The following is a 25,258-nucleotide window of genomic DNA, read 5'->3' on the forward strand; positions in this document are numbered from 1 at the left end:
GGAGAACGCGTCATGAAAGTCCAGATGTCTTTGTTGAGCCTCGCCATCGTCTCCGGACTGGCCATGTCGGGTTCCGCGGATGCGGCCGGCAACCTGAAGTCCGCTGCCATCACCCGCGCAAATGCGCTGATTGCCGGTCCTGCGGCAGCTAACGTCCGCCGTGCGAATGCCGATACCTTTGTTGCCCGCGATGTCGTGATCGATGCCAACGGCACCGAGAACGTACGCTACCAACGCAATTACCAGGGCTTGCCGGTGATCGGCGGCGACTTCGTGGTGCAATCGCGCAATGGCAAGGTCGGCAAGATCAGCCAGACCCTGCGCAGCGCGGCGCGTCCGTCGCTGAAGCCGGTCGTGAGCGCCGACCAGGCCATCGTTGAAGCGGGTAGTCGCTTCGGCAGTCATTTCCAGGGTGCGCCCAGCTCTCGCCTGGTGGTGTACGCACGCGACGTCGCGCCAGTACTCGCGCATGAAGTCGTGTTCAAGGGCATCAAGGCCGACCAGACGCCGACCGAAATGCACTATTTCGTCGATGCACGCAGTGGTCGCGTCCTGAACCAGTGGGATACGGTGCAGACCGCGCGTCCGGGCCCGGGCGGCGGCGGTTGCACGGGAGCCGCCCCGGCGGTCGGTACCGGTAACTCGCTGACAGAAGGGGCTGTGACGCTGGATACTACCAAGTGCGGCACGACCTACCAGATGGTAGACACGACCCGTGGCGGTGGCGCGACGCACAACATGGCGATGAAGACCTCTGGCATGGGTTCCGTGTTCACGGGTTCCACCAATGTCTGGGGCAATGGCCTGCTCAGCAATGCGCAGACCGTTGCGGCCGATGCCCATTACGGCGTGGCGACGACTTGGGATTATTTCCTGAACATCCACGGCCGCGATGGCATCGCCGGTGATGGTCAGGGCGCTGTCAGCCGCGTGCACTACGGTCGCAACTACCAGAATGCGTTCTGGAACGACAACTGCTTCTGCATGACCTTTGGTGATGGCGACAATGGTGCAAGCATCTTCCCGTTGATCGCGCTGGATGTCGCCGGCCACGAGATGTCGCATGGCGTGACCAGTCGCTCCGCAGGCCTTGTCTATAGCGGCGAATCCGGCGGTCTGAATGAAGCGACTTCGGATATCTTCGGCACCATGGTCGAGTACTACGCCAACAACAGCAACGACCCGGCGGATTACGTCATCGGCGAAGAGCTGTTCCCCAACAATGCCGCGATGAACAACGCGATCCGCTGGATGTTCAAGCCCAGCCTGGACGGCGCGTCGCCGGATTGTTATTCCAGTGGTCTGGGCAACCTGGACGTCCACTACAGCTCGGGCGTCGCCAACCATTTCTACTATCTCTTGGCGGAAGGCGCAGTGGTCCCGACCGGTTTTGGTGCCGGTACCTGGGCCAACCTGACCACGGCTTCGATGGTCTGCAACGGCAATACCGCAATCACCGGTATCGGCCGCGATGCCGCCAGCAAGATCTGGTATCGCGCTTTGACCGTCTACATGACATCCGGCACCAACTACGCCGGTGCTCGTGATGCCACATTGGCTGCGGCAGCGGATCTGGGCTATTCGACCACAGCCGTGGAGAACGCCTGGAATGCAGTGGGCGTCGTGGCAGCGCCGTAGGCATCAGTACTTTGTAAGGCGAACGGCCCGCGAAAGCGGGCCGTTTCTTTTGATCGGGACACTACTCGAAGATGGCGCGCCCGGAGGGATTCGAACCCCCGACCAATGGCTTCGGAAGCCACTACTCTATCCGGCTGAGCTACGGGCGCGTGCCGCGCGATGGGCTGCATCGCGGAGGCGCATTCTCGCACGATTGTCCGTTACCGCGCCGCTGCTAGGCTAGGCACATGGCTTACGAACGCGATTTCCAGCCCATCCCCACGCCCGAGCCGCGTTGGCGCGAACGCCTGCGCCAATACTGGAAGCTCGTGCGCGGCGACCGCCCGATCGGCTGGCTGCTGCTGTTGTGGCCCACCTGGTGGGGGCTGTGGCTGGCCGCCAAGGGCGTGCCGCCGGTGTGGCCGCTGATCGTGTTCACTCTGGGCGTATGGTTGACCCGTTCCGCCGGCTGCGTGATCAACGACTACGCCGACCGCTGGCTGGACGGCAGCGTGGAACGTACCAAGCAGCGCCCGCTCGCCACCGGCGCGGTGTCCGGCCGCGAGGCGCTGCTGGTGTTCGCCGTGCTGATGCTGGTGGCGTTCGCGCTGGTGCTGACGATGAACCGGCTAACTATCTACATGAGCGTGATCGGCATGCTGTTGGCCGCCAGCTATCCGTACCTGAAGCGCTATACCTACCTGCCGCAGGTGTACCTGGGCATGGCCTTCGGCTGGGGCATCCCGATGGGCTTCGCTGCGCTCACCGGCGGTGTGCCACCGATCGCCTGGGTGCTGTACTTGGCCAATATCTTCTGGGCCGCCGCCTACGACACCTGGTATGCGATGGTGGATCGCGACGACGACATCCGCATGGGCGCCAAGTCCACCGCGATCCTGTTCGGCGAAATGGATCTGGTTGCACAAGGCGTCTTGTACGCCTGCATGTTCTTTGCCTTGCTGCTGGTGGGACGCGAGGCGGGTCTTGGTTTGTATTATTGGTTCGGGTTGGGTGTGGCCGCGATTCTAGTGGTGTTCGAATTCGCCATCGCGCGTGCGCGCGATAGCGCGGCCTGCTTCCGCGCCTTCCTGCACAACAACTGGGTGGGAATGAGTATCTTCGCCGGCATCGCCTTGGATCTGGCGTTGCGCGCGCCGCGATGAACGGCGCACGCAGGCCGGACGAAGACTAGGCAAGCTTGCGCAACTTGAATGCGGCGAACACCTGGAAGCCGCCGTAGATCAGGGCACAGACGCCGATCCAAAGCGTGGAGGTGATCATGCCGGCGAGCGGATTCATGGCGAACAGCACGCCCAGAATGATTGCCAATATGCCGCTGACGATGAGTAGCCACTCGCCCTCGATCACCTTGCGCACGCGGATCGCGAAGACGATGCGGAAGATGCCGGCAACGATCAGCCAGGCTGCCAGTACCAGTACCATCGCGCCGGCCATCGACGCTGGATTCGTGATCGCCATGTATGCAAACAGCAGCGAGGCGAAGGCATAGAACGCAAGCCAGCCCTTGGAGATGCCGGTGTTCTTGTCGAACAAGGCAAACAGGCTGATCAGGCCTTCCACCAAGGCCATGATGCCGGCGGTCCAAGCCAGCGCGACCGCGGCTGCAACCGGGCGGCCGATGGCCAAGGCACCGAACACAATAGCGGCGAGGCCGAACAACAACAGAACCCACCAGCTGCGGCCGATGGCGGACAGAATGGGTGTAGCAGAGGTGTCGACCGATGCACTCATTAGGATTTCCCCTAGGCTAGTTACTCGTTGAACGAACGAACAAGCGTCCCCCCCAAGGCATCGTAAATGCGTTTTGCGCCGCAGCATGGCGTCACGCCACCCGTGCGCAGACCCAGGCGGTCACCCGCTGCACCCCGGCTTGGCGCAGGGCGGCAGCGGCGGCCCGCAAGGTGGCGCCGGTGGTCATCACGTCGTCGACCAGCACGAGATGAGCCGGCAATTCGGCATGAGTCGTCACCCGAAAGGCGCGATGCAGGTTGTGCTGGCGTGTTTCGGCATCCAGCCGCGACTGCGCGGTGGTGGCTTTGGTTCGTTGCAGACCGTTGTGCAGCAGCGGCAACCGCAAGGCATGCGCCAGCGGACGCGCCAGTTCCAGCGCCTGGTCGTAGCCGCGTTGACGCAGGCGGGCACGATGCAACGGCACCGGCACCACCGCATCCGGACGCGGCAAGGTGGACTGACGTTCGACCATGCAGTGCGCCAGCACCCGTCCGACGGCGAAATCGCCATGGAACTTCAAGCGTGGCAGCAGGCGATCCAGCGGGAAGGCGTAGTCGAACGCCGCATGCACCTCCTCCAGCGGACTGGGATGCTGCAGGCAGTGCCCGCAGATACCCGCCTGCGGGAGCGGCAGCGCGCAGTGCCGGCAGGCCGGCCCTTGCCAGGGCAGGGCGGTATGGCAGGCATCGCACAGGTCGCGACCCCGCGCGCCACGTTCGCCACAGACCAGGCAACACAGCGGGAACAGCCATGACAGCGGGGCGGCCAGGCGACCGTCAACTTTTCCGGGGAGAGATTGGTTGACGGTGCCGGCCATGCATTCCAGACTGCCGGCCTCATCGCCGTACGTCTGTCGGGGAACTCCCATGCCTGCCATCACCGAATTCCCCATCCGCCACGACTGGGCGCGCGCCGAAGTCGAAGCCCTGTTCGACTTGCCGCTCACTGAACTGCTGCATCGCGCCGGCAGTGCGCACCGGCTGCATTTCGATCCGGCCGAAGTGCAGGTCAGCACCCTGCTGTCGGTGAAGACCGGCGGCTGTCCGGAAGACTGCGGTTACTGCCCGCAGGCCGCGCGTTACCACACGGGTGTCGACGCCACGAAATTGATGTCCACCGAATCCGTGGTCGAGAAGGCGAAGCAGGCCAAGGCCGCCGGTGCGTCGCGCTTCTGCATGGGCGCGGCCTGGCGCTCGCCGAAGGATCGCGACGTGCCGAAGGTCGCCGCGATGATCCGCGAGGTGAAGGCGCTCGGCCTTGAGACCTGCGCGACGCTGGGCATGTTGTCCGGCGACCAGGCGCAGGCACTGAAGGACGCTGGCCTGGACTACTACAACCACAATATCGATACCGATCCCGAGTTCTACGGCGACATCATCCACACCCGCGAGATGCAGGACCGCTTCGACACCCTGAGCCATGTGCGCGATGCCGGCATGAAAACCTGCTGCGGCGGCATCGTCGGCATGGGCGAATCGCGCCGCCAGCGCGCCGGCCTGCTGCAGACGTTGGCCAACCTGCCCGCGCATCCGGATTCGGTGCCGATCAATCGCCTGGTGCAGGTCGAAGGCACGCCGCTGCACGGCACCACCGAACTGGATCCGTTCGAGTTCGTGCGCAGCGTTGCCGTGGCGCGGATCCTGATGCCGGCCTCGATGGTGCGCCTGTCCGCCGGTCGCGAAACCATGAGCGATGAACTGCAGGCGCTGTGCTTCGCCGCGGGTGCCAACTCGATCTTCTACGGTGAAAAACTGCTGACCACCGGCAACCCCGATACGGAGCGCGACATGGCGCTGTTCGCGCGTCTTGGCCTGCGTCCGATGCAGGTGGAAACGGCGAAGGACGACAGCATCGACGCCTGCACGACTACGGTGCACGCCGGCATCACCGAAGCGGCCTGAGGTGGCCCGGCTGTCACTGCATCGGCGCATCGCCGATGCCCGCATGCAGCGCGTCGCCGCCGATCGTGTGCGCGTGCGCCGCAACGTGACCCGTCGCGACGGCGTGCGCTGCGAAGTCGACGGCCGTTGGCTGACCGGTTATTGCAGCAACGATTACCTGGGGCTGTCGCAGCAGTTCGCGGTAGTCGCTGCGCTGGAAGACGGTGCTTCGCGCAGCGGCGCGGGCGGCGTGGCCTCGCACCTAGTGTGCGGCCACCACGCCGTGCACGATGCGCTAGAGCGCGAAATCGCCGATTGGCTGGGCGTGCCGGCGGCGCTGCTGTTCGGCAGCGGCTACCTGGCCAACCTGGCGGTGATGCAGGCGTTGCTGGGCCGCGGCGACGTGTGCGTGCAGGACAAGCTCAACCACGCCAGCCTGCTCGACGCCGCGCAGCTGGCCGGCTGCGGCTTGCGCCGCTATCCACATGTCGATGCCGAGGCCGCGCTGCGTCAGCTGCGTGCGAATCCCGATGGCGCGGCCATGCTTGCCACCGATGGCGTGTTCAGCATGGATGGCGATGCCGCTCCGCTGAAGTTGCTGGCGTTGGTGTCGAAGGTGCAGCGCGCGTTGCTGTACGTGGATGATGCGCACGGCGTGGGCGTGCTGGGGCCGGACGGCCGCGGCAGCGTGGCGGAGGCACGGCTGGGCGTGGATGCGGTGCCGCTGCAGTTGGTGACGCTGGGCAAGGCGCTGGGCAGTTACGGCGCAGTGGTGGCTGGCGATGCCGAATTGATCCGTCATCTGGCCGAAACCGCGCGGCCATACATCTACACCACCGCGCTGCCGCCGGCGCAGGCCGCCGCCTCGCTGGCGGCGGTGAAACTAGCGCGACGCGAACAGTGGCGACGCGAGAAGCTGCAAGCGGCGATCGCACGCTTCCGTAGCGGTGCGCGTAGGCACGGATTCGAATTGTTGCCCTCCGACACGCCGATCCAGCCGCTGCTGTGCGGCGCCGATGCCGATGCATTGGCGATGGCGGCGGCGCTGGAGGAAGAAGGTTGCTGGGTGGCGCCGATCCGCCCACCCACCGTGCCGGAAGGACAGGCGCGCCTGCGCATCACGTTCAGTGCGCTGCACGGCGATGCCGAGGTTGATGCCTTGCTGGACGCGCTGGCCTGGGCGCGCGATGCGGTGGCGTTGGGTTATGGCAAGGCGCATGCGCATGCCTGATCCGGCCAGCAACGGTTGCGCACGGTTGCGCGTGGAGGTCATCGGCAGCGGCCCGCCGCTGGTGCTGCTGCACGGTTGGGCGATGCACGGCGGCATCTTCGCGCCGCTGGCTGATGCGTTGCGCGAACGGCGCACGCTGCACGTGGTCGATCTGCCGGGCCACGGCCACAACCGCGACTGCGGCGTACCGCTGGAACTGGAGGCCTGTGCGCGGGCCGTGCTCGATGCCGTGCCCGACGCGCCGTGGTGCGGTTGGTCGCTGGGTGGCTCGATCGCGCTGCATGCGGCATCGAAACAGCCGCAACGAATCCCCGCGTTGGCGATGCTCTGCGCCACGCCGAAATTCGTCGTGGCGGACGACTGGCCACAAGGCATGCCGAAACAGGTGTTCGAGGGCTTCGCCACCGGCCTGCGCGACGACTGGCGCGGCACCATCGACCGCTTCATCGCGCTGGAGGCGTTCGGTTCCGATCGTATGCGCGAGGAACTGCACATCCTGCGCGATGCGGTATTGGCGCGCGGCGAGCCGGCCCCGCATGTGCTGGCCGAAGGCTTGCACACGCTGGAAGACAGTGACCTGCGCGACGCGTTGTCCGGCATGCGCGTGCCCAGCCTGTGGATTGCCGGTCGCCGCGATCGATTGGTGAACCCGCTGGCGATGCGCGAAGCCGCGCGCATGGCCACGGATGCCGGTTTCGTGCAGATCGAGCATGCCGGGCACGCGCCATTCTTGACCCATGCCGATGACGTGGCGGAAGCGCTGTTGGGATTCCTGGCGGAGCAAGGTGCATGAGCGCGCCCTTGTTCGATGCCAGGCAGGTGCGCCGTGCGTTTTCGCGCGCCTCCACCAGTTACGACGCCGCCGCGCAGTTGCAGCATGCGGTGGAAGCGCGGTTGCTGGAATCGCTGGACTACCTGGACGATCCCGCGCTCGAGCGCGCACCGCCGCAGCGAGTGCTGGACCTGGGCTGCGGCACCGGCCGCGCCAGCCGCGCCATGCAGCAGCGCTGGCCGAAGGCGCAGCTCGTCTCGATGGACCTGGCACTGCCGATGTTGCGGCAGGCGCGTGCGGCGTCGACGCGTTCGATCGCGCAACGCGTGTCCAATCCGTTCGCGCGGGTGCCGCAGCAGGTCTGCGCGGATGCGCGCGCGCTGCCGCTGGCGGACGCGTCGATCGACGTGCTGTTCTCCAACCTGTGCCTGCAGTGGGTGGAAGACCTGGAGGCCGTGTTCGCCGGATTCCGTCGCGTGCTGAAGCCCGATGGCCTGCTGCTGGTCTCCACCTTCGGCCCGGAAACGCTGTGGGAATTGCGCGATGCATTCGCCCACGCCGATGACGCCCCGCACGTCAGTCCGTTCGTGGATATCGCCGGGCTGGGCGATGCGTTGGTGCGTGCTGGTTTCCACCAGCCGGTGTTGGATCGCGAGGAAGACATCACGCATTACCCGGACCTGCCGGCGTTGATGCGCGAATTGCGCGACATCGGTGCCACCAACGCACTGGCGTCGCGCCGGCACACCTTGACCGGGCGCGCGCGTTTCGCCGCCGCCGCGCACGCCTACGAGGCGCATCGCACGGTGCGTGGCCTGCCGGCCACCTGGGAAACCGTCAGCGCGATGGCGTGGGCGCCCCGGGCCGGCACGCCGATCCGCGAAGGGGGCGTCGACGTGACCGCCGTACCGCTGTCGCGCATCCCGATCCGGCGGCGCGCATGAGCCCGCCGCGCCGCGCGTTGCTGGCGGTCGGCATCGCGCTGCTGTCGGCGCTGTTTTTCACCACGACCTATGTGCTCAACCGCGCCGCGGCGGTCGAAGGTGGGCACTGGGCGTGGACGGCGGCACTGCGTTACCTGTTCACCCTGCCGTTGCTGTTGCCGTTGATGCCGTGGCAAGGCGGCGTGTCGCCGGTGGTCAAGGCGATTCGTGCCGCGCCAGGCGCGTGGCTGTTGTGGAGCGGCATTGGCTTTGTGTTGTTCTACGTGTTGCTGAGCTATGCGGCGGCCAGCGGGCCCTCGTGGCTGGTCGCCGCCAGCTTCCAGACCACGGTGGTGGCCGGCATGGTGTGCGCACCGTTGCTGTATCGCGATGCGCGTGCGCGGATTCCGCGTGCGGCATTGGCTGTGGGCGTGCTGATCGTGGCCGGGGTGCTGCTGATGCAGCTGGGGCATGCGCACGGCGCGCTCGACGCGACGGGCTGGATTGCGCTGTTGTGCGTGGTTGCCAGTGCGTTCGCCTATCCGTTGGGCAATCGCGGTCTGCTGTTGCACCTGGAACGCAGCGGCATCGAACTCAACGCCTCCCAGCGCGTGTTTGGCCTGACCCTGGCCAGCCAGCCGGCGTGGATCGCGTTGGCGGTGTTCGCCTGGACGCAGGCCGGGCCACCCTCGACCGGCCAGCTGTGGCTGACTGCCGGGGTGGCGCTGAGTGCAGGCGTGATCGCCACCATCCTGTTCTTCCAGGCCACCGGCATGGTGCGCGACAACGCCACCGCGCTGGGCGCAGCCGAAGCGATGCAGGCCGCCGAGGTGCTGTTCGCGGTGTTGCTGGGCGTGGCCTTCCTGGGCGAGGCGTGGCCGCGCGGGCAGGCGTTGTGCGGCGCGCTGCTGATCGTGGCCGGCATCGTCCTGTTCGCGTGGATCGTGGCCCGCGACGGTGCCCGCGAGCCGCGCGACGTGCAGGCCTTGCGCAGTGAGCGCGGCGGCTGAGCGCTCAGCGCACCTGCGCCAGCCAATCCTCGAGGTTGTAGTAGTTGGTGACGCGCGCGATCAGTCCGTCGCGGATGTCGAAGAATGCGCCGCCAGGCAGCACGTAGGTTTGTCCGTGCGCAGGCGGCAGGCCTTCGTCGGCCACCAGGTATTCGCCGTGCACCACATACTCGGCGGCGGCGCGGGTGCCATCGGGCGAGGCCAACACCACCACGTCGCGCAGCTGCTCGCGATAGCTGCGTGCCATCCGTTGTTGGAACGCGGCGAACGCGGCCTTGCCGGTTTCGCGCGGGCCCTGGTTGAGGTCGTGGATCACATCATCGGCCAGCAGCGCCTGCATCGCCGGCCAGTCACTGCGATTGAATGCGGCGTAGTAGGCCAGCACCAGTTCGGTGGTGCGGTCGTGCGCGCGGGTGCCGTCGATTTTCATGTGGGGGATCAGGCTCCGGGGGCGAGTGCGAACAGGGTGGGCAGCGCGTCCAGGTCGACGTTGCCGCCTGAAAGGAGGATGCCGATCTTGCGGTTCTGGAAGTGTGAGCGATGTGCGCGCACGGCGGCCAGCGCGATCGCCGACGAGGGCTCCACCAGCTGCTTGGTGCGCGTCCACAACAGGCGCATCGCGGCCACCGTCTGCGCGTCGTCCGCGGTCAGTACCTGCGCGTTGCCGCGCAAGATCTCGAAATTGAGCGCGCCCAAGGTGCCGCGCAGGCCGTCGCAAACGGTTTCGGGCACGAAGTCATGATCCAGTACGCCGCTGGCGAATGAACGCGCACCGTCGGCGGCACCCTCCGGTTCGGCGAGATAGAGCTTGCAGCGTGGTGCCAATGCGCGCACCACCAGTGCGGTGCCAGCGGCCAGCCCGCCACCGCCCAGCGGCACCACCAGCGCGTCGAGGTCGGGATGCGCGGTCAGTAGTTCCAGCGCGGCGGTGCCTTGGCCGGCGATCACCCGAGGGTCGGTGTACGGGTGGATCGCGCTGGCGCCGGTGTCGGCCTGCACCTGTGCGCACATCGCCTCGCGCGCGGCGATGGTGGGCGCGCAGCGATGCAGGATCGCGCCGTAGTGTTCGATCGCCGCCAACTTGGCACGCACCGCACCTTCCGGTACCACCACGTGGCAGGGGATGTCGCGACCCAGTGCAGCCAGCGCCAAGGCTGCGCCATGGTTGCCGGAGGAATGGGTGACCACGCCACGCGCGGCAGTCGCATCATCCAGCGACCACACCGCGTTGCAGGCACCGCGGAACTTGAAGGCGCCGATGCGTTGCAGGTGTTCGGCCTTGAAGGCCAACGAAGCACCGGATTCGGCATCCAGCGCGCGCGAGCGCAGTACCGGCGTGGCATGCGCGTACGGGGCGATGCGCGCGGCGGCGGCCAGGACGTCGTCGAAAGTGGGCGTCGGGATCAAGGTGGTCATCTCGGCATGCTAGCGCGGCCATGAACGGTTAAGCATGCCGCGCAGGATCTTGCATGGATTAAGCACGGATTCAATGCGCCGGGCTGATGCTGCACGGGTATCAATGGGGGGAATCACGCCATGTTCCGCAACATCCTGCTTTCTGCGTTGGCCGCCACCGCGCTGGCCGGCTGCGCCACTGATTACGCCTATCGCGGCGGCAATGGCGATTACTACTACGGCCAGCCGCGCGTCGAATACCGCTATTACGGGCCATCCGTGTACGGTGGCTATGGCGGTTACTACGGCAACGGCCTGTATGGCGGCGTCGGGTTCGGTTATCCGTACGGCTATGGCGGTTACGGTGGCTATTACGGTGGTGGTTATTGGAACTACCCCTATGGCGGGTATCCGCACTGGTATCGGCCGCGTCCGCCGCATGGTCATGGCGACAATGATCACGGCCATGATCGCGATGGCGACCGCAACGACCGCAAGCCGCCGTGGCGCAATATCGGTGGTCTGGTTCCGCCGGACGAACGCGTTGGCCCCGACCGCGACGACCCACGGCTACGCGTTCGCCGCCAGCAGCAGCCATCATCGATGCCGATGAGCCCCATGCCGCAGCGCGCGCAACGCCCGAGTGCCCCCGTCATGCCGCGGATGCGCAGCAGCGAGGGCGGTTCGCGAATGGGCCGGGTGATCCGCAATGCGAAGGTTTCGTCTGTCGCCGACGAGTGAATGTGACCATGGTCACATAGTGACCGCTTGTCGGCCAGCACGTGACCAAGCACGTCACATCGGCCTTTGAAGAGCGTAAGCTTTTCACTAGCCGGCGACTTGTAGGGACCTCCGGATCCCCCTGTTCCGTCAACCCTGCGGTCGCCGGCGCCTTATTTCCAGCCATTGCGCAACGCGCGGGCTGTCGAAACCCGAAACGCACCCCGGAATAAAAAATGAGGGCCGAATGTCCCCCGACATTCGGCCCTCGAGCATCCTCGACGTGCGCGGTACCGGCCCCTGTTCAGTCCGGTCAAGGCGCTTGCGCGCTGCCACATCGAGTGCTGGTAGGGGGTAACGCAGGAACCGTGCCAACCTTTTGGTTCGTTCATGAACGGACTGCGTGGCGTCGGGACTAAAATGAGCATGCCATGAGCGATTCCTTCTACACGTTCGACGTCATCGTCATCGGCGGCGGCCATGCCGGCACCGAAGCCGCACTTGCTTCCGCGCGCGCTGGCGCACGCACGCTGCTGCTCAGCCACAGTATCGACACCATCGGTGCGATGAGCTGCAACCCGGCGATCGGCGGCATCGGCAAGGGCCATCTGGTCAAGGAGATCGATGCGCTCGGCGGCATCATGGCGAAGGCCGCGGATGCGGCCGGTATCCAGTGGCGCACCTTGAATGCCAGCAAGGGGCCCGCCGTGCGCGCAACGCGCTGCCAGGCGGATCGTTCGCTGTATCGCGCCTTCATCCGCAACGCGGTGGAGCACCAGCCCAATCTGACCGTGTTCCAGGCGGCGGTCGATGACCTGATCATCGAGAACGAACATGTCCGTGGCGCGATCACCAACACCGGCCTGCGCTTCACCGCGCCCGCCATCGTGCTGACCGCCGGCACCTTCCTGGCCGGCAAGATCCATATCGGCGAAACCCAGTACGCCGCCGGTCGCATGGGTGATCCGCCTTCGACCGCGTTGGCCCACAAGCTGCGCGAGGGACGCTTCGTGGTGGATCGCCTGAAGACCGGCACGCCACCGCGCATCGACGGCCGCACGCTGGATTATTCGAAGATGGACGAACAGCCTGGCGACGCTCCGCGCCCGGTGATGTCGTTCATGGGCAGCGATGCCGACCACCCGGCGCAAGTGAGTTGCTGGATCACCCACACCACCGAGCGCACCCACCAAATCATCCGCGACGCCCTGCATCGCAGCCCGCTGTATTCCGGGCAGATCGAGGGCATCGGCCCACGCTATTGCCCGAGCATCGAGGACAAGGTGGTGCGTTTCGCCGAAAAGGCATCGCACCAGATCTTCGTGGAACCCGAAGGCCTTACGGTCACCGAGACCTATCCGAACGGGATCAGCACCTCGCTGCCGTTCGATGTGCAGCTGGAGGTGGTGCGCAGCATCACCGGTTTCGAGCACGCGCATATCACCCGCCCCGGCTACGCCATTGAATACGACTTCTTCGATCCGCGCGGCCTGAAGAACTCACTGGAAACAAAAGCAGTTGCCGGCTTGTTCTTCGCCGGGCAGATCAACGGCACCACCGGCTACGAGGAAGCCGCCGCGCAAGGCCTGCTGGCTGGCGTCAACGCCGCGCGCTTCGTGCAGGAAAATGATCCGTGGAGCCCGCGCCGCGACGAGGCATATCTCGGTGTGCTGGTCGACGACCTGATCACCCAGGGCACCAGCGAGCCCTACCGCATGTTCACCAGTCGCGCCGAATACCGGCTGCAATTGCGCGAGGACAACGCCGATGCGCGGCTCACGCCGGTTGGTCGGGAACTGCAACTGGTCGATGACGCGCGCTGGTACACATTCGCGCGCAAGCGCGAGACCGTGGCCGCCGAAACCGCACGCCTGTCTGCGCTGTGGGCGGCACCGAACAATGCGCTGGGCGCATCGCTGGCCACATGCATCGGCGTTGAAATCACGCGCGAGGCGAATGCCATCGACCTGCTGCGCCGCCCGGAACTGGACTACGCCACGCTGATGAAAGTGCCGGCACTCGGCCCAGGCGTGGACGACGCCAAGGTCGCCGAGCAGGTGGAGATCGAAACCAAGTACGCCGGTTACCTGGGTCGCCAACGCGAGGAGATCGCCCGCCAGCAGTGCAATGAAGCCACCGCGATTCCTGAAGGCTTCGACTATGCGGGCGTGCGCGGGCTGTCGGCGGAAGTGTTGCAGAAACTGCAGCGCGTGCGCCCGCAGACCGTGGGCCAGGCGCAGCGCATTCCCGGCATGACCCCGGCGGCGATTTCCCTGTTGCTGGTGCACCTGGAACGCCAGCGCCGCGAACGCGCGGCATGACGCACGCGGCCATGTAGCCGCAGCGATTCGCGGCCCGAAGCGAATCGCCGCAAAGCGTACCGCTTCGACCGAAGCACAAGCGTATCCTTCGCGCATGAACACGCCGATCAAAGCGCGCACCGCCTTCGCCATCGTCCTCGTCCTGTCCACATTGGCCGCCTGCAAGCGCGACGCGCCGGCTCCAACGGCGAATCCGAACGGCGACTACCGCGTGCAGACATGGCCGCTGCCCGCCGAGATCGGGTCGATGGCGCCCGACTTGAACGTCGCGCCGGACGGGCGCCTGCTGTTGAGCTGGATCAACCGCCAGCAAGGTCGTCGCAATGCGTTGCAGTTCTCCACCTATACCGAGGAAGGCGGTTGGCAGAGCCAGCCGCGAACAGTTGCGGTGGGGCGTTCGTTGATCGCCAGTTGGGCGGACACCCCGCACATGCTGGCCACGCCGGACGGTGCATTGTGGATGCAGTGGCTTCAGGGCAACCCGGCCAGCCCCAGCGGTTACGACACGGTACTCGCGCGCTCACGCGATGGCGGCATGCGCTGGGAGCAACTCACCCACGTCAACGATGATGGCCTCGATGCCGAACACGGGTTTGCCGCCTTGTGGGCGGCGGGCACGGATCGGCTCGGTATCGCCTGGCTGGATGGGCGCACGCAGGTTGCGGCGCAGGGCCGCGATGGAAAAGACGAGGCGCAACACGGCGGTGGCGCCACGCAACTGCGCGCCAACGCATTCGACATGAGCTTGAACCACGGAATGGACGCGGTGCTGGATGCACGCGCCTGCGATTGCTGCCAGACCGACGTGGCGCAGACGACGAAAGGGCCGCTGCTGGTCTATCGCGACCGCAGCGACGACGACATCCGCGATATCGCGGCACTGCGTTTCGAAAACGGGCGTTGGAGCGCGTCGAAGCCGGTGCACGCCGACGGCTGGAAGATCGAGGGCTGCCCGGTCAACGGCCCGGCCGTGACCGCGCAAGGCAACGATGCGGTGGTGGCCTGGTACAGCGAGGCCGGCGGCGAAGCGGCCGTGCGCCTCGCGCGCAGCGCGGATGCGGGCGACACGTTCGCCGCGCCGCTGATCGTGGACAAGGGCGCGACGGTGTTGGGCCGGGTCGATGTGGCGCGCGATGCGCAGCAAGTCTGGGTCAGCTGGCTGCGCGAGGACGCGAACGGACAAGCGCTGATGCTGGCCCGTTACACGCCCGACCTGTCGCGCGAACTGCAGCGGATGACGGTGGCGAAGCTGGATGCGCGCGGCCATGCCAGCGGTTCGCCCAAGCTGGTGGCGAATGCGATGGGCGCCTGGCTGGCGTGGACCGACAGCCTCGATGGCGTCGCGCATTTGAAGGGCGCATTGATCGCGCGTTGATCGCGGCGCACCGCCTGCAAGATCAGGCGCGTTCCCACGTGGCGATGCCGCCTTCGACTGTTTCGAACAACGGGTGCACGTCGAAAACGGCATCGCACCATTGCGCGTGCAGCGATGGATTGCGCACGGCAAGTTTGGCGAGCAGGTGCGCACGTTCGTGCTCTAGCTGCCCGCGTTCGACGGCGATGGCTTCCACGGCGTGGATGCTTCCAAGTTTGCTGCGGTCGAAGTTGTAACCGCGCGCCGTTGCTTCTTCCTGCACCACCGAGAGGTAGGCATTGATCGCGCGCTTCGGCTGCGGATGCGCCTTGAAGCGATCCAGTTGCGGATGATTGCGATAGCCGCGGGTCTGCTCGTGCAACACCGCGCGTGCCAGCAGGCCTTCGCGCCACAGCGCGACCAGTCCTTGTGGATCAAGATGACGCGGGTGCAACGACCACAAGCGCATCGCTATTTCTCCTTGCGCCAGTTGACCGAGGCGCGATTCTCCACCGTGCTGGATTCGACCTGGATGTCGAAGCCCTTGCGCAGCAGGTACTTGAGCATCAGCACCTGGCCGGTGCCGAGCAGTGACACGCCATAGCCGACGTACAGCTTTGGCGACAGGTACTTGCCGACGCTGAGCACGTCGCTGCCGAGTGCGCGCGATTCGGTCACGCCGGCATCGTCCAGGCCGATGCGCGAACCGAGTTCGGCGGCCAGCAAACCGGTGCCCGCGTTGAGCGCGGATTTCGCCGCGCCGAGTTGGCGCGCTTCGTCGCCGGTCAGGCTCGAAAGCGGGCGGCCCAGGGTCAGGTAGGCCAGCGCTTCTGAATCGCTCTTGGCCGGATCGGAATAGACCGTTGCACGCGGCGCGGAGGCGCGGCCTTCGACGCGGATGCCGGCGGTGACGTCGCCGACTTCGCGTTCGGCGCGGATGTCCAGCACGGGATCGCCCACCAGCGTGTTCGACCACAGCAGGCGGCCGCGGGTGATCTGCAGGCGCTGCCCGTAGGCGGTGTAACGGCCGCCGACTTCGAGCGCGCCGGTGCCGCGCATCTCGCGGCCGGGCGCGGCGCGCACGCGCAGGCTGCCGCCCAGCGTGCCGGTCAAGCCGAAGCCCTTGATGGCGACGTCCTTGCCCATCACCAGGGCGAGATCCAGGTCCAGCGTGTTCGGCGTGCTGCGCTTGGGATCGACCGGATCCAGCACCACCACATCGCTGGATGCCGATACGCCTTCGTCGAGGCGTTCCAGGTTGATGTCGGCCTCCGGTACGGTCACCGTGCCAGTCACCTGCAGGGGCTGGCCGGCGCGATAGCGCACCACCACGTCCGGATTCGCCACCGCGCGCAGTTGTCGGGTTTCCGCGATCAGCACGTTGGTGCCGCGCAGGTTCAACACCAGCGGCGTGTCCTGGTTTCGCCAACCCAGCGTGCCATCGACATCGAGCACGCCATCGCCGGAACGCACGCGGCCAACGATCCGCGCATTGCCGTCCGCCTGCGCCTGCATGCGCAGATCTCCTTCGCGAAGGGCGATGCCAAGCGAAGGCAGTTCCGTCGCGAAGTCCTGCAGATGGCCTTCGCCGCCGATGATCGGCGCAGCACGGGTGCCGGCAAGGCGCAGGTCGGCATCCAGCTTGCCGGTGGGCTCGACGATGTCCGGCGAGAACAATTCCATCCAGGTGAGTTCGTCGGTGTTGACCTTCACTTCGCCGGACAACGGCGCGTAATCGTCCCAACCGGTGGCAATGCGCGCATCGATGCGGCCGTCGTCGTTGAACACCGCGCCCAGGGTGGCGCCGATGCGTTGCGGATCGAACGTGGCATCCAGCTTGAGGTCGCGATAGCCGATGAGGTCGCGGCGCGCGCGCGCGCTGTTGCGCAGGCCGCCGCTGGCGGAGGTGATGGATGCGGTGCCGCGCCAGGCGTTGCCGGCGGGCGCGATGCGCGCATCAAGGTTGACGTCGCCATTCAACAGCCACGGCCGGCCATCCTCGCGTTCCGGCAGGTAGGGCACCAACAGTGCCAGCGGCAGCTGCTCGCCTTGCAGGTTCAAGCCGCGACGCGGCCAATCCGCATCCGCGCACAGGGTGCCGCCGGCGTTCGACTGCAGGCAGGCGCGCGACAACGCACCGCTGCCGCCATCCCACGACCAGCGTGTCGGTTGTTGCAAAGTCCACGCCGCGCCCTTGCTCGGATCGAATTGCAACGCGGCCAGCGCACCCTGCCAGCGCGCGCCCTGCTTGTCCGCGTTGCCACGCAAGGCCAGTGCGCCGAGATCGCTGCGCGCATCGGCATCGAACTGCAACCGCTCCACTGCACCGCGCAGGTTGGCCCGCAGTTCGGACAGCGGCAGGCCCAGTTGCAGCCCCTGCGCGTCGATGGCGAGCGCGCCGTTGCCATTGCGCCAGGGCAGGCGACCCTTGGCGATGAAACGCTCGGCGCGGTAATCGCCGAAGGCCAGGCCTTCGCCACGCAGGTCGGCATCGACATCGGGCGCGTTGCGCGTGCCGCGCAGTTTCAATATGCCGCGCACGCTGCCGCGGCCATCCGGCAGCAGGTCATTCAATTGCAGCGGCGACAGGTTGGCATCGACCTCGATATTGCCGGCGATACGGCCGCGCGCGTCGATGCGGCTGCCGCCCAGCGAGAGCGCGACATCGCCGCTGTAATGCTCGCCATCCACATCCAGCGTGCCGCGGCCGCCGAGCGCGCGCCCGCGCAGCGTGCCGCCAAGGTCACGTGCATCGACATGCGCGAGGAGCGTGCCGTTTTCGCGCAATCCGCCATCGCTTTCGATGCGGCCGTTGACCGCGCCGGGCCAATCCGGCAGGAAATAGCCCGGGTCGAAGCCGGCCAGCGTGGCGTTCGCCTTCCATTGAAGCGTCGGTGCCCACGCCACGTTGCCGGTTGCATCCAGCCGGCCCTGCGGCATGCTCGCCTGCAATTTCCGAATACGGACACCCGCGCGATCGCCGATGCCATCGAACACGACATGGGCGGTTTCCTTGTCGCGGTGCAGGGTCGCCTTGCCGACGGCGGCCCAATGTTCCGGCTTGCCTGCGATGCCGAAGTCCGCATCGCCGCCGACCATCGTCTTGCCGTCGTCGCTGTTCCAGCGCAGGCCACGCGCGTTGATGGCGAACTTCAGCGATGACGCCTGTGGGTCGTGCAGGTCGGCCGTGCCGTTGGCAGTGACGCGACCATCGAACACGTCCACCACCAGCGGCTGCAGACGCAGCACCTTGTCGTCGAGGCTGAGCTTCGACGGCTGCAGGTTGGCGATGAAACCGCCTTGCTTGACGTTGCCTCGCAGGTTCGCGCTGCCGCCGGTGCCGTCGGCGCTGAGGTTGAAGGAGAGCGGGGTCGTTGCCTCGCCGCTGCCGGTCAGCAGGCCGATGTCCAGCGCTTCGCTGTCGGCGCGCAACAACCAGCGCGGGACATCTTGATTGCCGCGCAGGGTGAGTGTCGCGTGCAAAGGCGCGGGCGCGCGACCGCCGATCGCCACGTCCATGTTCGACAGGTTTCCGCGTGCGAGCAGGCCGATGCGCGGCGCGGTCTGTCCGGCCGGCGCGGGCAACACGGCGGTGACGAGCAGGTCGCTGCGAAAATCTTCGCGTGGGATGTAATCGCCATGCGCGGCGAAGCGTCCGCGGTCGCTATCGACCACCAGTCGTTCGACATGCAAGGCGCCATGCGCGGCATCCAGCCCGCCGCGTGCGCGGCGGATATCGATCAACGCTTCGCCTTCCTGCATCACTTTCAGACCATCGATGTGGATGGCATCGGCCTGCAGCGCCAGCGGCGGCTCGATCTGCGGCAGCACATCGGGCCAACGCGGCAATTCGAAGGGTTTGTCGCTGCGCGGCAGGTTCAGCGTCGCGCCTTCGATGTCGAGTGCATCCAGCCGCAAGGTGCGCCCAAGCAACGGGCGAATGGCGGGATCGAGCGTGACCGTCTTCGCATCGAACATGATGCGACCCATCGCGCAGCTCGCGGTCGATGTCGGTACGCAGTCGGGATCGCGCTGGCGCGGCATCGAGAAATGCACGCCATGCAACACCATCGGCCCCGCGGCCGGGCCTTCCGCGGATTGCCAGGTGAGTTCGGTGCCGGCGGGCAGCCGCGCCACGATCTGCCGCAGCAGCACGTCGCGCCCACCGATCGTCATCAGCAGCCAATAGAGCAGTAATGCGACGATGGCAGCCGTGGCCAGCGTAGTCAGTGCGCCGCGCCGCGCGATCTTGCGCTGCCGGCTGCGGCGCAGGCGGCCGATTTCGGCCAGGCGTTCGTCGCGCTGTTCGTCGCTGGCATCGTTCGCCAACGGCTCCAGGCCGTAACGGCGATAACGCTGGTAGCGTGCACGCAACGTCACAAGTCGGCACCGATGTTGAGGTGCAGGGTGAACGGCGAATCCGGCGAATCCAACCCGCGCGCGATATCGATGCGCACCGGTCCCACCGGCGAACGCCAGCGCAGGCCGATGCCGACGCCGGTATGCATGTCCGGACGCTTGCCATTGAACGCGCTGCCGCTGTCCACGAATACCGCCGCACCCCAGGGCCCGGCGAAGTAGCGTTCGTATTCGACACTGGCGGTCACCACGTTGGGCGCACCGAGTGCATAGGTCTCGCCCACGCTGTTGACGATGCGCGGACCGACTTCGCGCCAGCCGTAGCCACGGATGCTGCGGTCGCCGCCGGCGTAGTAGCGCAGGCTGGGTGGCAGGTCGAGCAGTTCGCCGGTGAAGGTGTGGCCGGCCTCGCCGCGCACGATCAGCCGGCTGTCGGCATCGAAGCCGTGGAACCACTGTGCGGTGGCATGCAGCTGGGCGAACGTGGCGTGGCCGTTCGCGCCGCCCTTGCCGCCGCGCAGGGTGAGCGTGCCGCCGGAACCGCGGCGTGGGGCCAGGCGATCGTCCACGTCGATGTATTCGGCACGCAGCGAGGGAAAATAGAAGCTGGCGTACTGGTAGTCGGTAATCGGCCGGTTGGGCGTGAAGTAGGACCAGCGTTCGCGCAGCACGTGCGCGGAGGCGATCAAGTTCAAGTGGTCGTTGTACTGGCCGCTGCGACTGGCCACGAATTCCAGCCGGCGGTTGTCCAGCGAATCGGTCTGCTCATCGGCCGCTTGCAGGCTGGCGGTGTACCAGCCGTCCAACCAGGCGAACGCCGGCACGCGGTACTGCACGGTCGCGGTCTTGCGTTTGCTGGCGTAGTCGATCTGCGCCAGCGCCTTGTGGCCACGGCTGTTGAGATAGCGTCGCTCCATGCCCAGGCTGAAGCCGGCGCCGCTGCGGGTGCCGTAATTCACGCCGGCGCTGTAGATGCTGCGCGGCGCGGGCGTCAGGTTGACCTGCACGGGCACGACCTTGTCCTTCGCGTTCTCGGGCTGCGGCAGGATCTCGACAAGTCCGAAATAGTCCAGCGCCACCAGCGAGCGACGCAGGCGTTCCAGTTCGAGGTCGTCATACGCATCGCCTGGCTTCCAGCCAATCAGTTTCTGCAGCAGGTCATCGCGAATGATGGGCGTGGGCGTTTGCAAGAACATGGCATCGCCCAAGGCGTAGCGTGCGCCGCTGGTCCAGCGCAGGTCGATGTCGGCGGCGTTCTCGGCGCGGGTGACTTCGACCCGGTGCGCGGTGAAATCGGCATCGAAATAGCCATGCCCGCCCAGCGTGCGGCTGACCTTCGACTTGCTGGCCTCGTACAACGTGTGATCGAGCACGTCACCCTTGCGCGGCGCGAAACTGGCCAACGCGCGGCGCACGCCGGCATCCTCGCCGGCTTCACCTTCAACGCCGACATTCCATGCGCGCACGCGCACCGGCGAGCCGGGCTCCACGCGGATGCTCACGGTGAGGGTGCGCGTGTCCTCGCCACTGTCGGCATCGGCGGTCGCGGTGCGCGCGGCGGGTTGCGTCTCCGCGCCTTCCGGCACGCTGCGGTCGCTGCGCTGGATGACGATGGTGGGCGAGTAGTAGCCGAACGGTTCCAGCGCCTCGCGGGTCTCGGCTTCGGCTTCGCGCAGCAGGTAGGCCAGGCGGCGGCCGGACAGGTTCTTGCCCATCGAATCGTTGAGCGACAGCGAAACACGCACGTTCTGCGCCATCGATTCATCTGGAAGGCCGCTGACATCGACGCGGGTCACGGTGATCGCGGAGGCCGGCAGCGCCGCTGCGCAGTAGGCGAGGGCGATCAGCAGGCGTGAGGAGGATGGCGGCATCGGTGCAGGATACCGATGCGGCGTCAACGAACGATTAATTTCAACCCCGTCATTCCGGCTTTCGCCGGAATTCAGGCCGTCGCCCGCATTTGAAGCGACGGGATCCCGGCTTGAACAACCATCCGGTTGTTGGAAGCGGCGCCGGGATGACGAAACGGCATTACGCGGACAGGTGCTCGATGGCGGCCACGCTGCCCAGCCGGTCGGACAGGCGCTTGAGCAGGGCCAGCCGGTTGGCGCGGATCGCCGGATCGTCCACGTTGACCATCACGCTGTCGAAGAACGCATCCACCTGCGGGCGCAGGCGCGCGAGATGCGCCAGCACGTCCACGTAATCCCCATGCGCCAGCGCGTGGCCGGTCTCGCCATAGGCCGCTTCCACCGCTTCGGCCAAGGCGAATTCCGCCGGTTCGCGCAGCAGCTGTTCGTCTTCCATGCCGGGGATTTCGATGTCGGCTTTCTTCAGGATATTGCCGATGCGCTTGTTGGCCGCCGCCAGCGCCGCGGCTTCCGGCAATTGCGCAAAGGTGCCGATGGCGTCGACGCGGCGGTCGAAGTCGTACAGCGACTTCGGCTTGAGTTCGGCGACGGCGTTGAAATGCGAGGCGGGGACGCCCTTGTCGGCGTAGTAGCCGCGGAGGCGGTCGAGGATGAACGGATATGCGTCGTCATAACCCAGTGGAACGATTGACCTCAGCTCGCCGGCGTATTTGTTCTCGGCAGTCATCTCTACAGCATCGGCAGCTTGACGCACCTCTTCGCGCTTTTCGCTTTCGATGAGCATGATCCGGTTCAAAACGTTACCGAACGCTTGTCGGATCAAATCATCTAGGTCCAATTCAAAGCCGCTCTCGATAATCGTCCGCGCCAACCCCAACGCATTGCGCCGCAGCGCAAACGGATCCTTGTTGCCGGTCGGCTTCAGTCCTGCGGCGAAACCGCCCGCCAGCGTGTCCAAGCGTTCCGCAATCGCCAGCACCTTGCCCACGCCACTCAGCGCGATATCGTCGCCGGCGAAGCGCGGTTGGTAGGCCTCGTCGATGGCCAGCGCGACTTCGGCTGGTTCGTTCGCGCGCTGCGCGTAATAGCGGCCGGCAATGCCCTGCAGTTCCGGAAACTCGTTGACCATCCGGCTTTGCAGGTCGTTCTTGGCCAGCAGCCCAGCGCGCTTGGCGAGTACGGCATCCACGCCCACCTGCGGCGCGATCGCTTCGGCCAACGCGGCCACGCGCTGCACCTTGTCGGCCACGCTGCCCAGCTTGGCCTGATAGGTGACGGTGGCAAGCCCGGCGCCCATCGCTTCGAGCCCCTGCTTCAGGTCTTCGTCGAAGAAGAACTTGGCATCGGCGAAGCGCGGGCGGATCACGCGCTCGTAACCCTTGCGGATTTCAGAGGCGTCCTTCGATTCGATATTGGCGATGCCGACGAAGTGCTCGGTCAGCTTGCCGCCATCGTCCAGCACCGGGAAAAACTTCTGGTTGGTCTCCATCGTCGCGACCAGCGCTTCCTGCGGCACGTCGAGGAATTCGCGCTCGAATGAACAGGTCACCGCCACCGGCCATTCGTTGAGGCAGTTCACCTGCTCCAGGTTGTCGGCATCGACGCGCGCGCTGCCGCCTGCGGCCTTCGCTGCGGTCTCGACTTCCGCGATGATGCGCGCGCGACGTGCGTCGGCATCCACCAGCACGAACGCGGCGCGCAGGGCCTCCACGTATTCGTCGGGGCGACCGATCCATACCGGCTTGTCATACATGAAGCGGTGGCCGCGGCTGTTGCGGCCGGCGCGGATACCGAATGCTTCCAGTTCCACCACCTCATCGCCGAACAACACCACCAGCCAATGCACCGGACGGGCGAAGCCATGGGAGTGATCGCCCCAGCGCATCGGCTTGGGGATCGGCATGCCGGCCAGCGCCTCGTCCAGCACGTCCTGCAGCAGGTCGCGGGTGCGCACGCCGGCGCGGGAGCTGCGATGCACGAAGCGTTCGCCCTTGTTGTCGGACATGCGCTCCAGCTGCGTCCACTCCACGCCCGCCTTGGCGGCGAAGCCTTCCAGCGCGCGGGTCGGCTTGCCTTCGGCATCCAGCGCGATGTTGAGATACGGGCCCAGCGTTTCGCTGGCCTGTGCCGGTTGTTCAACGGCAACGCCCGGCAACAGCACCGCGATGCGGCGTGGCGAGTACAGCGGCTTGGCATGGCCACGTTCGATGGTGATGCCGCGCTTTTCCAGCGCCGCGATCACGCCGTCGAAGAAGGCATGGGCCAGACCGGGCAATGCCTTGACCGGCAGTTCCTCGGTACCGAGTTCGATCAGCAGCGGTTGCATGCTCATGCCGCCACCTCCTGTGTTGCCACCTGTTGTTTCAACGCCGGGAAACCGAGTTTCTCGCGCTGCGCGAAGTAGGCTTCGGCCACCGCTTGCGAGAGCTTGCGCACGCGCAGGATGTAGCGCTGGCGTTCGGTGACGGAAATCGCGCGGCGCGCGTCCAGCAGGTTGAAGCTGTGCGATGCCTTGCACACCTGGTCATAGGCCGGCAGCGGCAGGTCGAGTTCGATCAACTTGAACGCCTCACGCTCGCAGGCATCGAAGCGATGGAACAGTTCGGCCACGTCGGCGTACTCGAAGTTGTATGCGGACTGTTCGACTTCGTTCTGGTGATACACGTCGCCGTAGGTCACCGGCGTGCCGTCCGGCCCGTAGGTCCACACGATGTCGAACACGTTGTCGACGTTCTGCAGGTACATGCACAGGCGTTCCAGGCCGTAGGTGATCTCGCCGAGCACCGGCTTGCACTCCAGGCCGCCGGCCTGCTGGAAATAGGTGAACTGGGTGACTTCCATGCCGTTCAACCACACTTCCCAACCCAGGCCCCAGGCGCCCAGCGTCGGGCTTTCCCAGTTGTCCTCGACCAGGCGCAGGTCGTGCACCAGCGGGTCGATGCCGAGCGCCTTCAGCGACTCGAAATACAGCTCGACGATATTGTCCGGCGAGGGCTTCATCGCCACCTGGTACTGGTAGTAGCGCTGCAGGCGGTTGGGGTTTTCGCCATAGCGGCCGTCTGTCGGCCGGCGGCAGGGCTGCACGTAGGCGGCATTCCACGGCTCCGGCCCCAGCGCGCGCAGGAAGGTGGCCGGATGGAAGGTGCCGGCGCCGACTTCAAGATCGAGCGGCTGGATCAGCACGCAGCCCTGTTCGGCCCAGTAGGCATTCAGGCGGGTGATGAGTTGCTGGAAGGTGATCGGAACGGCCATGGACGGGCGTGTTTGCAACGGGGCCGGCTAGTATAGAGGGGTCACTTTGGAGCCCCGGATGACCGTGCCCTTCCTCATCCTGCAGACCGGCCAGCCGGTCGCCTCGATGCGCCGGCACGGCAGCTTCGCCCACTGGATCCGGGTGGCCGCCGGGCTGGAACGCGACGAAGCCGTGGTGGTCGATGTCGAACGTGGCGATGCGCTGCCCGACCGCGAGGGCTTCGCCGGGGCGATCATCACCGGTTCGGCGGCGATGGTCACCGACCGCCACGACTGGAGCGAACGCAGCGCCGAGTGGTTGCGAGACGCCGCGCACGGCGGCCTGCCGCTGCTCGGCATCTGCTACGGCCACCAGCTGATCGCGCATGCGCTGGGTGGGGAAGTGGGGGTCAATCCGACCGGCCGCGAGATGGGCACCATCCAGCTCGACCTGCACCCACCGGCCGCGTACGATCCGCTGTTCACCGGCCTGCCGACACGCATCCCGGCGCAGGCCACCCACCTGCAGAGCGTGCTGCGGTTGCCGGACGGCGCCACCGTGCTGGCCAAATCCGACCAGGACGCGACGCATGCCTTCCGCTGGGGCGGTGCGGTCTGGGGGCTGCAGTTCCACCCGGAATTCAGCACCACCCACATGCGCGGCTATATCCGCGCGCGCAGCGACGCGCTTGCGCAGGAAGGCCGTTGCGGCAAACGACTGGCGCGTCAGGTGAGCGCCGCGCCGCAAGCGCGCCAGGTGTTGCGCCGGTTCGTGCGGCATGTGCGGGAATCGCGCCAAGGTTGAGTATGCTGGGCGCATTG

General features: G+C 66.5%; 19 protein-coding genes, 1 tRNA gene and 1 pseudogene. 11 read left to right on the forward strand and 10 right to left on the reverse strand.

Annotated features, from left to right (window positions below):
• Nucleotides 1–12: 12 nt before the first annotated feature.
• Nucleotides 13–1,638, forward strand: coding sequence for a M4 family metallopeptidase (locus G7079_RS01385; protein WP_240906212.1), 1,626 nt, complete (start codon nt 13–15; stop codon nt 1,636–1,638).
• Between the two features lie 72 nt (nt 1,639–1,710).
• Here the strand turns inward: G7079_RS01385 and G7079_RS01390 are convergent.
• Nucleotides 1,711–1,787, reverse strand: a tRNA-Arg gene (locus G7079_RS01390).
• Nucleotides 1,788–1,865: 78 nt separating this feature from the next.
• Here G7079_RS01390 and ubiA point away from each other — a divergent pair.
• Nucleotides 1,866–2,780, forward strand: coding sequence for a 4-hydroxybenzoate octaprenyltransferase (gene ubiA, locus G7079_RS01395; protein ID WP_166054845.1), 915 nt, complete (start codon nt 1,866–1,868; stop codon nt 2,778–2,780).
• Nucleotides 2,781–2,805: 25 nt separating this feature from the next.
• Here the strand turns inward: ubiA and G7079_RS01400 are convergent, their stop codons facing one another.
• Both G7079_RS01400 and G7079_RS01405 read right to left on the reverse strand, forming a co-directional pair.
• Entirely contained in the window at nt 2,806–3,369 is a 564-nt protein-coding gene (locus tag G7079_RS01400) for a DUF308 domain-containing protein (protein ID WP_166057794.1), read from the reverse strand.
• A 91-nt stretch (nt 3,370–3,460) separates the two neighbouring features.
• Nucleotides 3,461–4,237, reverse strand: a complete 777-nt coding sequence (locus G7079_RS01405; RefSeq protein WP_240906213.1) for a ComF family protein — start codon at nt 4,235–4,237, stop codon at nt 3,461–3,463.
• Between G7079_RS01405 and bioB the strand changes: the two are divergent.
• From bioB to G7079_RS01430, 5 genes and pseudogenes are all read left to right on the forward strand, one after another.
• A pseudogene (bioB, locus tag G7079_RS01410) lies at nt 4,236–5,198 on the forward strand (biotin synthase BioB); the annotation flags it as partial. The gene G7079_RS01405 and the pseudogene bioB sit on opposite strands and share 2 nt — an antisense overlap.
• Before the next feature lie 73 nt (nt 5,199–5,271).
• The gene (bioF, locus tag G7079_RS01415) at nt 5,272–6,480 is read left to right on the forward strand and encodes an 8-amino-7-oxononanoate synthase (protein ID WP_166054849.1); all 1,209 of its coding nucleotides are present in this window, start codon (nt 5,272–5,274) and stop codon (nt 6,478–6,480) included.
• A gap of 25 nt (nt 6,481–6,505) precedes the next feature.
• Entirely contained in the window at nt 6,506–7,273 is a 768-nt protein-coding gene (bioH, locus tag G7079_RS01420) for a pimeloyl-ACP methyl ester esterase BioH (protein ID WP_166057796.1), read from the forward strand.
• Nucleotides 7,270–8,196, forward strand: coding sequence for a malonyl-ACP O-methyltransferase BioC (gene bioC / locus G7079_RS01425; RefSeq protein ID WP_166054851.1), 927 nt, complete (start codon nt 7,270–7,272; stop codon nt 8,194–8,196). The genes bioH and bioC overlap by 4 nt, the downstream gene beginning before the upstream one ends.
• A complete protein-coding gene (locus G7079_RS01430) occupies nt 8,193–9,185 on the forward strand; it encodes a multidrug resistance efflux transporter family protein (protein ID WP_166054853.1) in 993 nt (330 codons plus the stop codon). The genes bioC and G7079_RS01430 overlap by 4 nt, the downstream gene beginning before the upstream one ends.
• A 4-nt stretch (nt 9,186–9,189) precedes the next feature.
• Here the strand turns inward: G7079_RS01430 and G7079_RS01435 are convergent, their stop codons facing one another.
• Together G7079_RS01435 and G7079_RS01440 are read right to left on the reverse strand one after the other, a co-directional pair.
• Nucleotides 9,190–9,615: a nuclear transport factor 2 family protein gene (locus G7079_RS01435; RefSeq protein WP_166054855.1), complete on the reverse strand. Its 426-nt coding sequence runs from the start codon at nt 9,613–9,615 to the stop codon at nt 9,190–9,192.
• 8 nt (nt 9,616–9,623) lie between these two features.
• Nucleotides 9,624–10,601 (reverse strand): pyridoxal-phosphate dependent enzyme, encoded by a 978-nt coding sequence (locus tag G7079_RS01440; RefSeq protein WP_166054857.1) that lies wholly within the window; start codon nt 10,599–10,601, stop codon nt 9,624–9,626.
• Nucleotides 10,602–10,721: 120 nt separating this feature from the next.
• Here G7079_RS01440 and G7079_RS01445 point away from each other — a divergent pair, with 120 nt between their 5' ends.
• The 3 genes from G7079_RS01445 to G7079_RS01455 all read left to right on the forward strand — a co-directional run bounded on the left by G7079_RS01445 (nt 10,722) and on the right by G7079_RS01455 (nt 14,996).
• The gene (locus G7079_RS01445) at nt 10,722–11,321 is read left to right on the forward strand and encodes a hypothetical protein (protein WP_206203229.1); all 600 of its coding nucleotides are present in this window, start codon (nt 10,722–10,724) and stop codon (nt 11,319–11,321) included.
• A 410-nt stretch (nt 11,322–11,731) separates the two neighbouring features.
• Entirely contained in the window at nt 11,732–13,621 is a 1,890-nt protein-coding gene (gene mnmG, locus G7079_RS01450; RefSeq protein ID WP_166054859.1) for a tRNA uridine-5-carboxymethylaminomethyl(34) synthesis enzyme MnmG, read from the forward strand.
• 94 nt (nt 13,622–13,715) lie between these two features.
• Nucleotides 13,716–14,996, forward strand: a complete 1,281-nt coding sequence (locus G7079_RS01455) for a sialidase family protein (RefSeq protein WP_166054861.1) — start codon at nt 13,716–13,718, stop codon at nt 14,994–14,996.
• 22 nt (nt 14,997–15,018) lie between these two features.
• Here the strand turns inward: G7079_RS01455 and G7079_RS01460 are convergent, their stop codons facing one another.
• From G7079_RS01460 to glyQ, 5 genes are all read right to left on the reverse strand, one after another.
• Entirely contained in the window at nt 15,019–15,444 is a 426-nt protein-coding gene (locus G7079_RS01460; RefSeq protein ID WP_166054863.1) for a pyrimidine dimer DNA glycosylase/endonuclease V, read from the reverse strand.
• A gap of 2 nt (nt 15,445–15,446) precedes the next feature.
• Nucleotides 15,447–19,355, reverse strand: a complete 3,909-nt coding sequence (locus G7079_RS01465) for a translocation/assembly module TamB domain-containing protein (RefSeq protein WP_166054865.1) — start codon at nt 19,353–19,355, stop codon at nt 15,447–15,449.
• A complete protein-coding gene (locus tag G7079_RS01470; protein WP_166054867.1) occupies nt 19,352–21,205 on the reverse strand; it encodes an autotransporter assembly complex family protein in 1,854 nt (617 codons plus the stop codon). Before G7079_RS01470 ends, G7079_RS01465 begins: the two co-directional genes overlap by 4 nt.
• 160 nt (nt 21,206–21,365) lie before the next feature.
• The gene (gene glyS / locus G7079_RS01475; protein WP_166054869.1) at nt 21,366–23,537 is read right to left on the reverse strand and encodes a glycine--tRNA ligase subunit beta; all 2,172 of its coding nucleotides are present in this window, start codon (nt 23,535–23,537) and stop codon (nt 21,366–21,368) included.
• The gene (glyQ, locus tag G7079_RS01480; protein WP_166054871.1) at nt 23,534–24,457 is read right to left on the reverse strand and encodes a glycine--tRNA ligase subunit alpha; all 924 of its coding nucleotides are present in this window, start codon (nt 24,455–24,457) and stop codon (nt 23,534–23,536) included. The genes glyS and glyQ overlap by 4 nt, the downstream gene beginning before the upstream one ends.
• 58 nt (nt 24,458–24,515) lie before the next feature.
• Between glyQ and G7079_RS01485 the strand changes: the two genes are divergently transcribed.
• A complete protein-coding gene (locus G7079_RS01485) occupies nt 24,516–25,241 on the forward strand; it encodes a glutamine amidotransferase (RefSeq protein WP_166054873.1) in 726 nt (241 codons plus the stop codon).
• Nucleotides 25,242–25,258: the final 17 nt, after the last annotated feature.

The sequence above is a fragment of the Thermomonas sp. HDW16 genome (assembly GCF_011302915.1).
GTDB lineage: Bacteria > Pseudomonadota > Gammaproteobacteria > Xanthomonadales > Xanthomonadaceae > Thermomonas.

What these genes read in the sequence shown, in the direction of transcription:
- G7079_RS01405 (WP_240906213.1), bottom strand. Translation starts at nt 4,237, where the DNA reads ATGGGAGTTCCCCGACAGACGTACGGCGATGAGGCCGGCAGTCTGGAA.
- glyS (WP_166054869.1), bottom strand. Translation starts at nt 23,537, where the DNA reads ATGAGCATGCAACCGCTGCTGATCGAACTCGGTACCGAGGAACTGCCG.
- G7079_RS01455 (WP_166054861.1), top strand. Translation starts at nt 13,716, where the DNA reads ATGAACACGCCGATCAAAGCGCGCACCGCCTTCGCCATCGTCCTCGTC.
- bioC (WP_166054851.1), top strand. Translation starts at nt 7,270, where the DNA reads ATGAGCGCGCCCTTGTTCGATGCCAGGCAGGTGCGCCGTGCGTTTTCG.
- G7079_RS01385 (WP_240906212.1), top strand. Translation starts at nt 13, where the DNA reads ATGAAAGTCCAGATGTCTTTGTTGAGCCTCGCCATCGTCTCCGGACTG.
- G7079_RS01485 (WP_166054873.1), top strand. Translation starts at nt 24,516, where the DNA reads ATGACCGTGCCCTTCCTCATCCTGCAGACCGGCCAGCCGGTCGCCTCG.
- G7079_RS01460 (WP_166054863.1), bottom strand. Translation starts at nt 15,444, where the DNA reads ATGCGCTTGTGGTCGTTGCACCCGCGTCATCTTGATCCACAAGGACTG.
- G7079_RS01400 (WP_166057794.1), bottom strand. Translation starts at nt 3,369, where the DNA reads ATGAGTGCATCGGTCGACACCTCTGCTACACCCATTCTGTCCGCCATC.
- G7079_RS01430 (WP_166054853.1), top strand. Translation starts at nt 8,193, where the DNA reads ATGAGCCCGCCGCGCCGCGCGTTGCTGGCGGTCGGCATCGCGCTGCTG.
- G7079_RS01445 (WP_206203229.1), top strand. Translation starts at nt 10,722, where the DNA reads ATGTTCCGCAACATCCTGCTTTCTGCGTTGGCCGCCACCGCGCTGGCC.
- G7079_RS01470 (WP_166054867.1), bottom strand. Translation starts at nt 21,205, where the DNA reads ATGCCGCCATCCTCCTCACGCCTGCTGATCGCCCTCGCCTACTGCGCA.
- ubiA (WP_166054845.1), top strand. Translation starts at nt 1,866, where the DNA reads ATGGCTTACGAACGCGATTTCCAGCCCATCCCCACGCCCGAGCCGCGT.
- G7079_RS01440 (WP_166054857.1), bottom strand. Translation starts at nt 10,601, where the DNA reads ATGACCACCTTGATCCCGACGCCCACTTTCGACGACGTCCTGGCCGCC.
- G7079_RS01435 (WP_166054855.1), bottom strand. Translation starts at nt 9,615, where the DNA reads ATGAAAATCGACGGCACCCGCGCGCACGACCGCACCACCGAACTGGTG.
- mnmG (WP_166054859.1), top strand. Translation starts at nt 11,732, where the DNA reads ATGAGCGATTCCTTCTACACGTTCGACGTCATCGTCATCGGCGGCGGC.
- glyQ (WP_166054871.1), bottom strand. Translation starts at nt 24,457, where the DNA reads ATGGCCGTTCCGATCACCTTCCAGCAACTCATCACCCGCCTGAATGCC.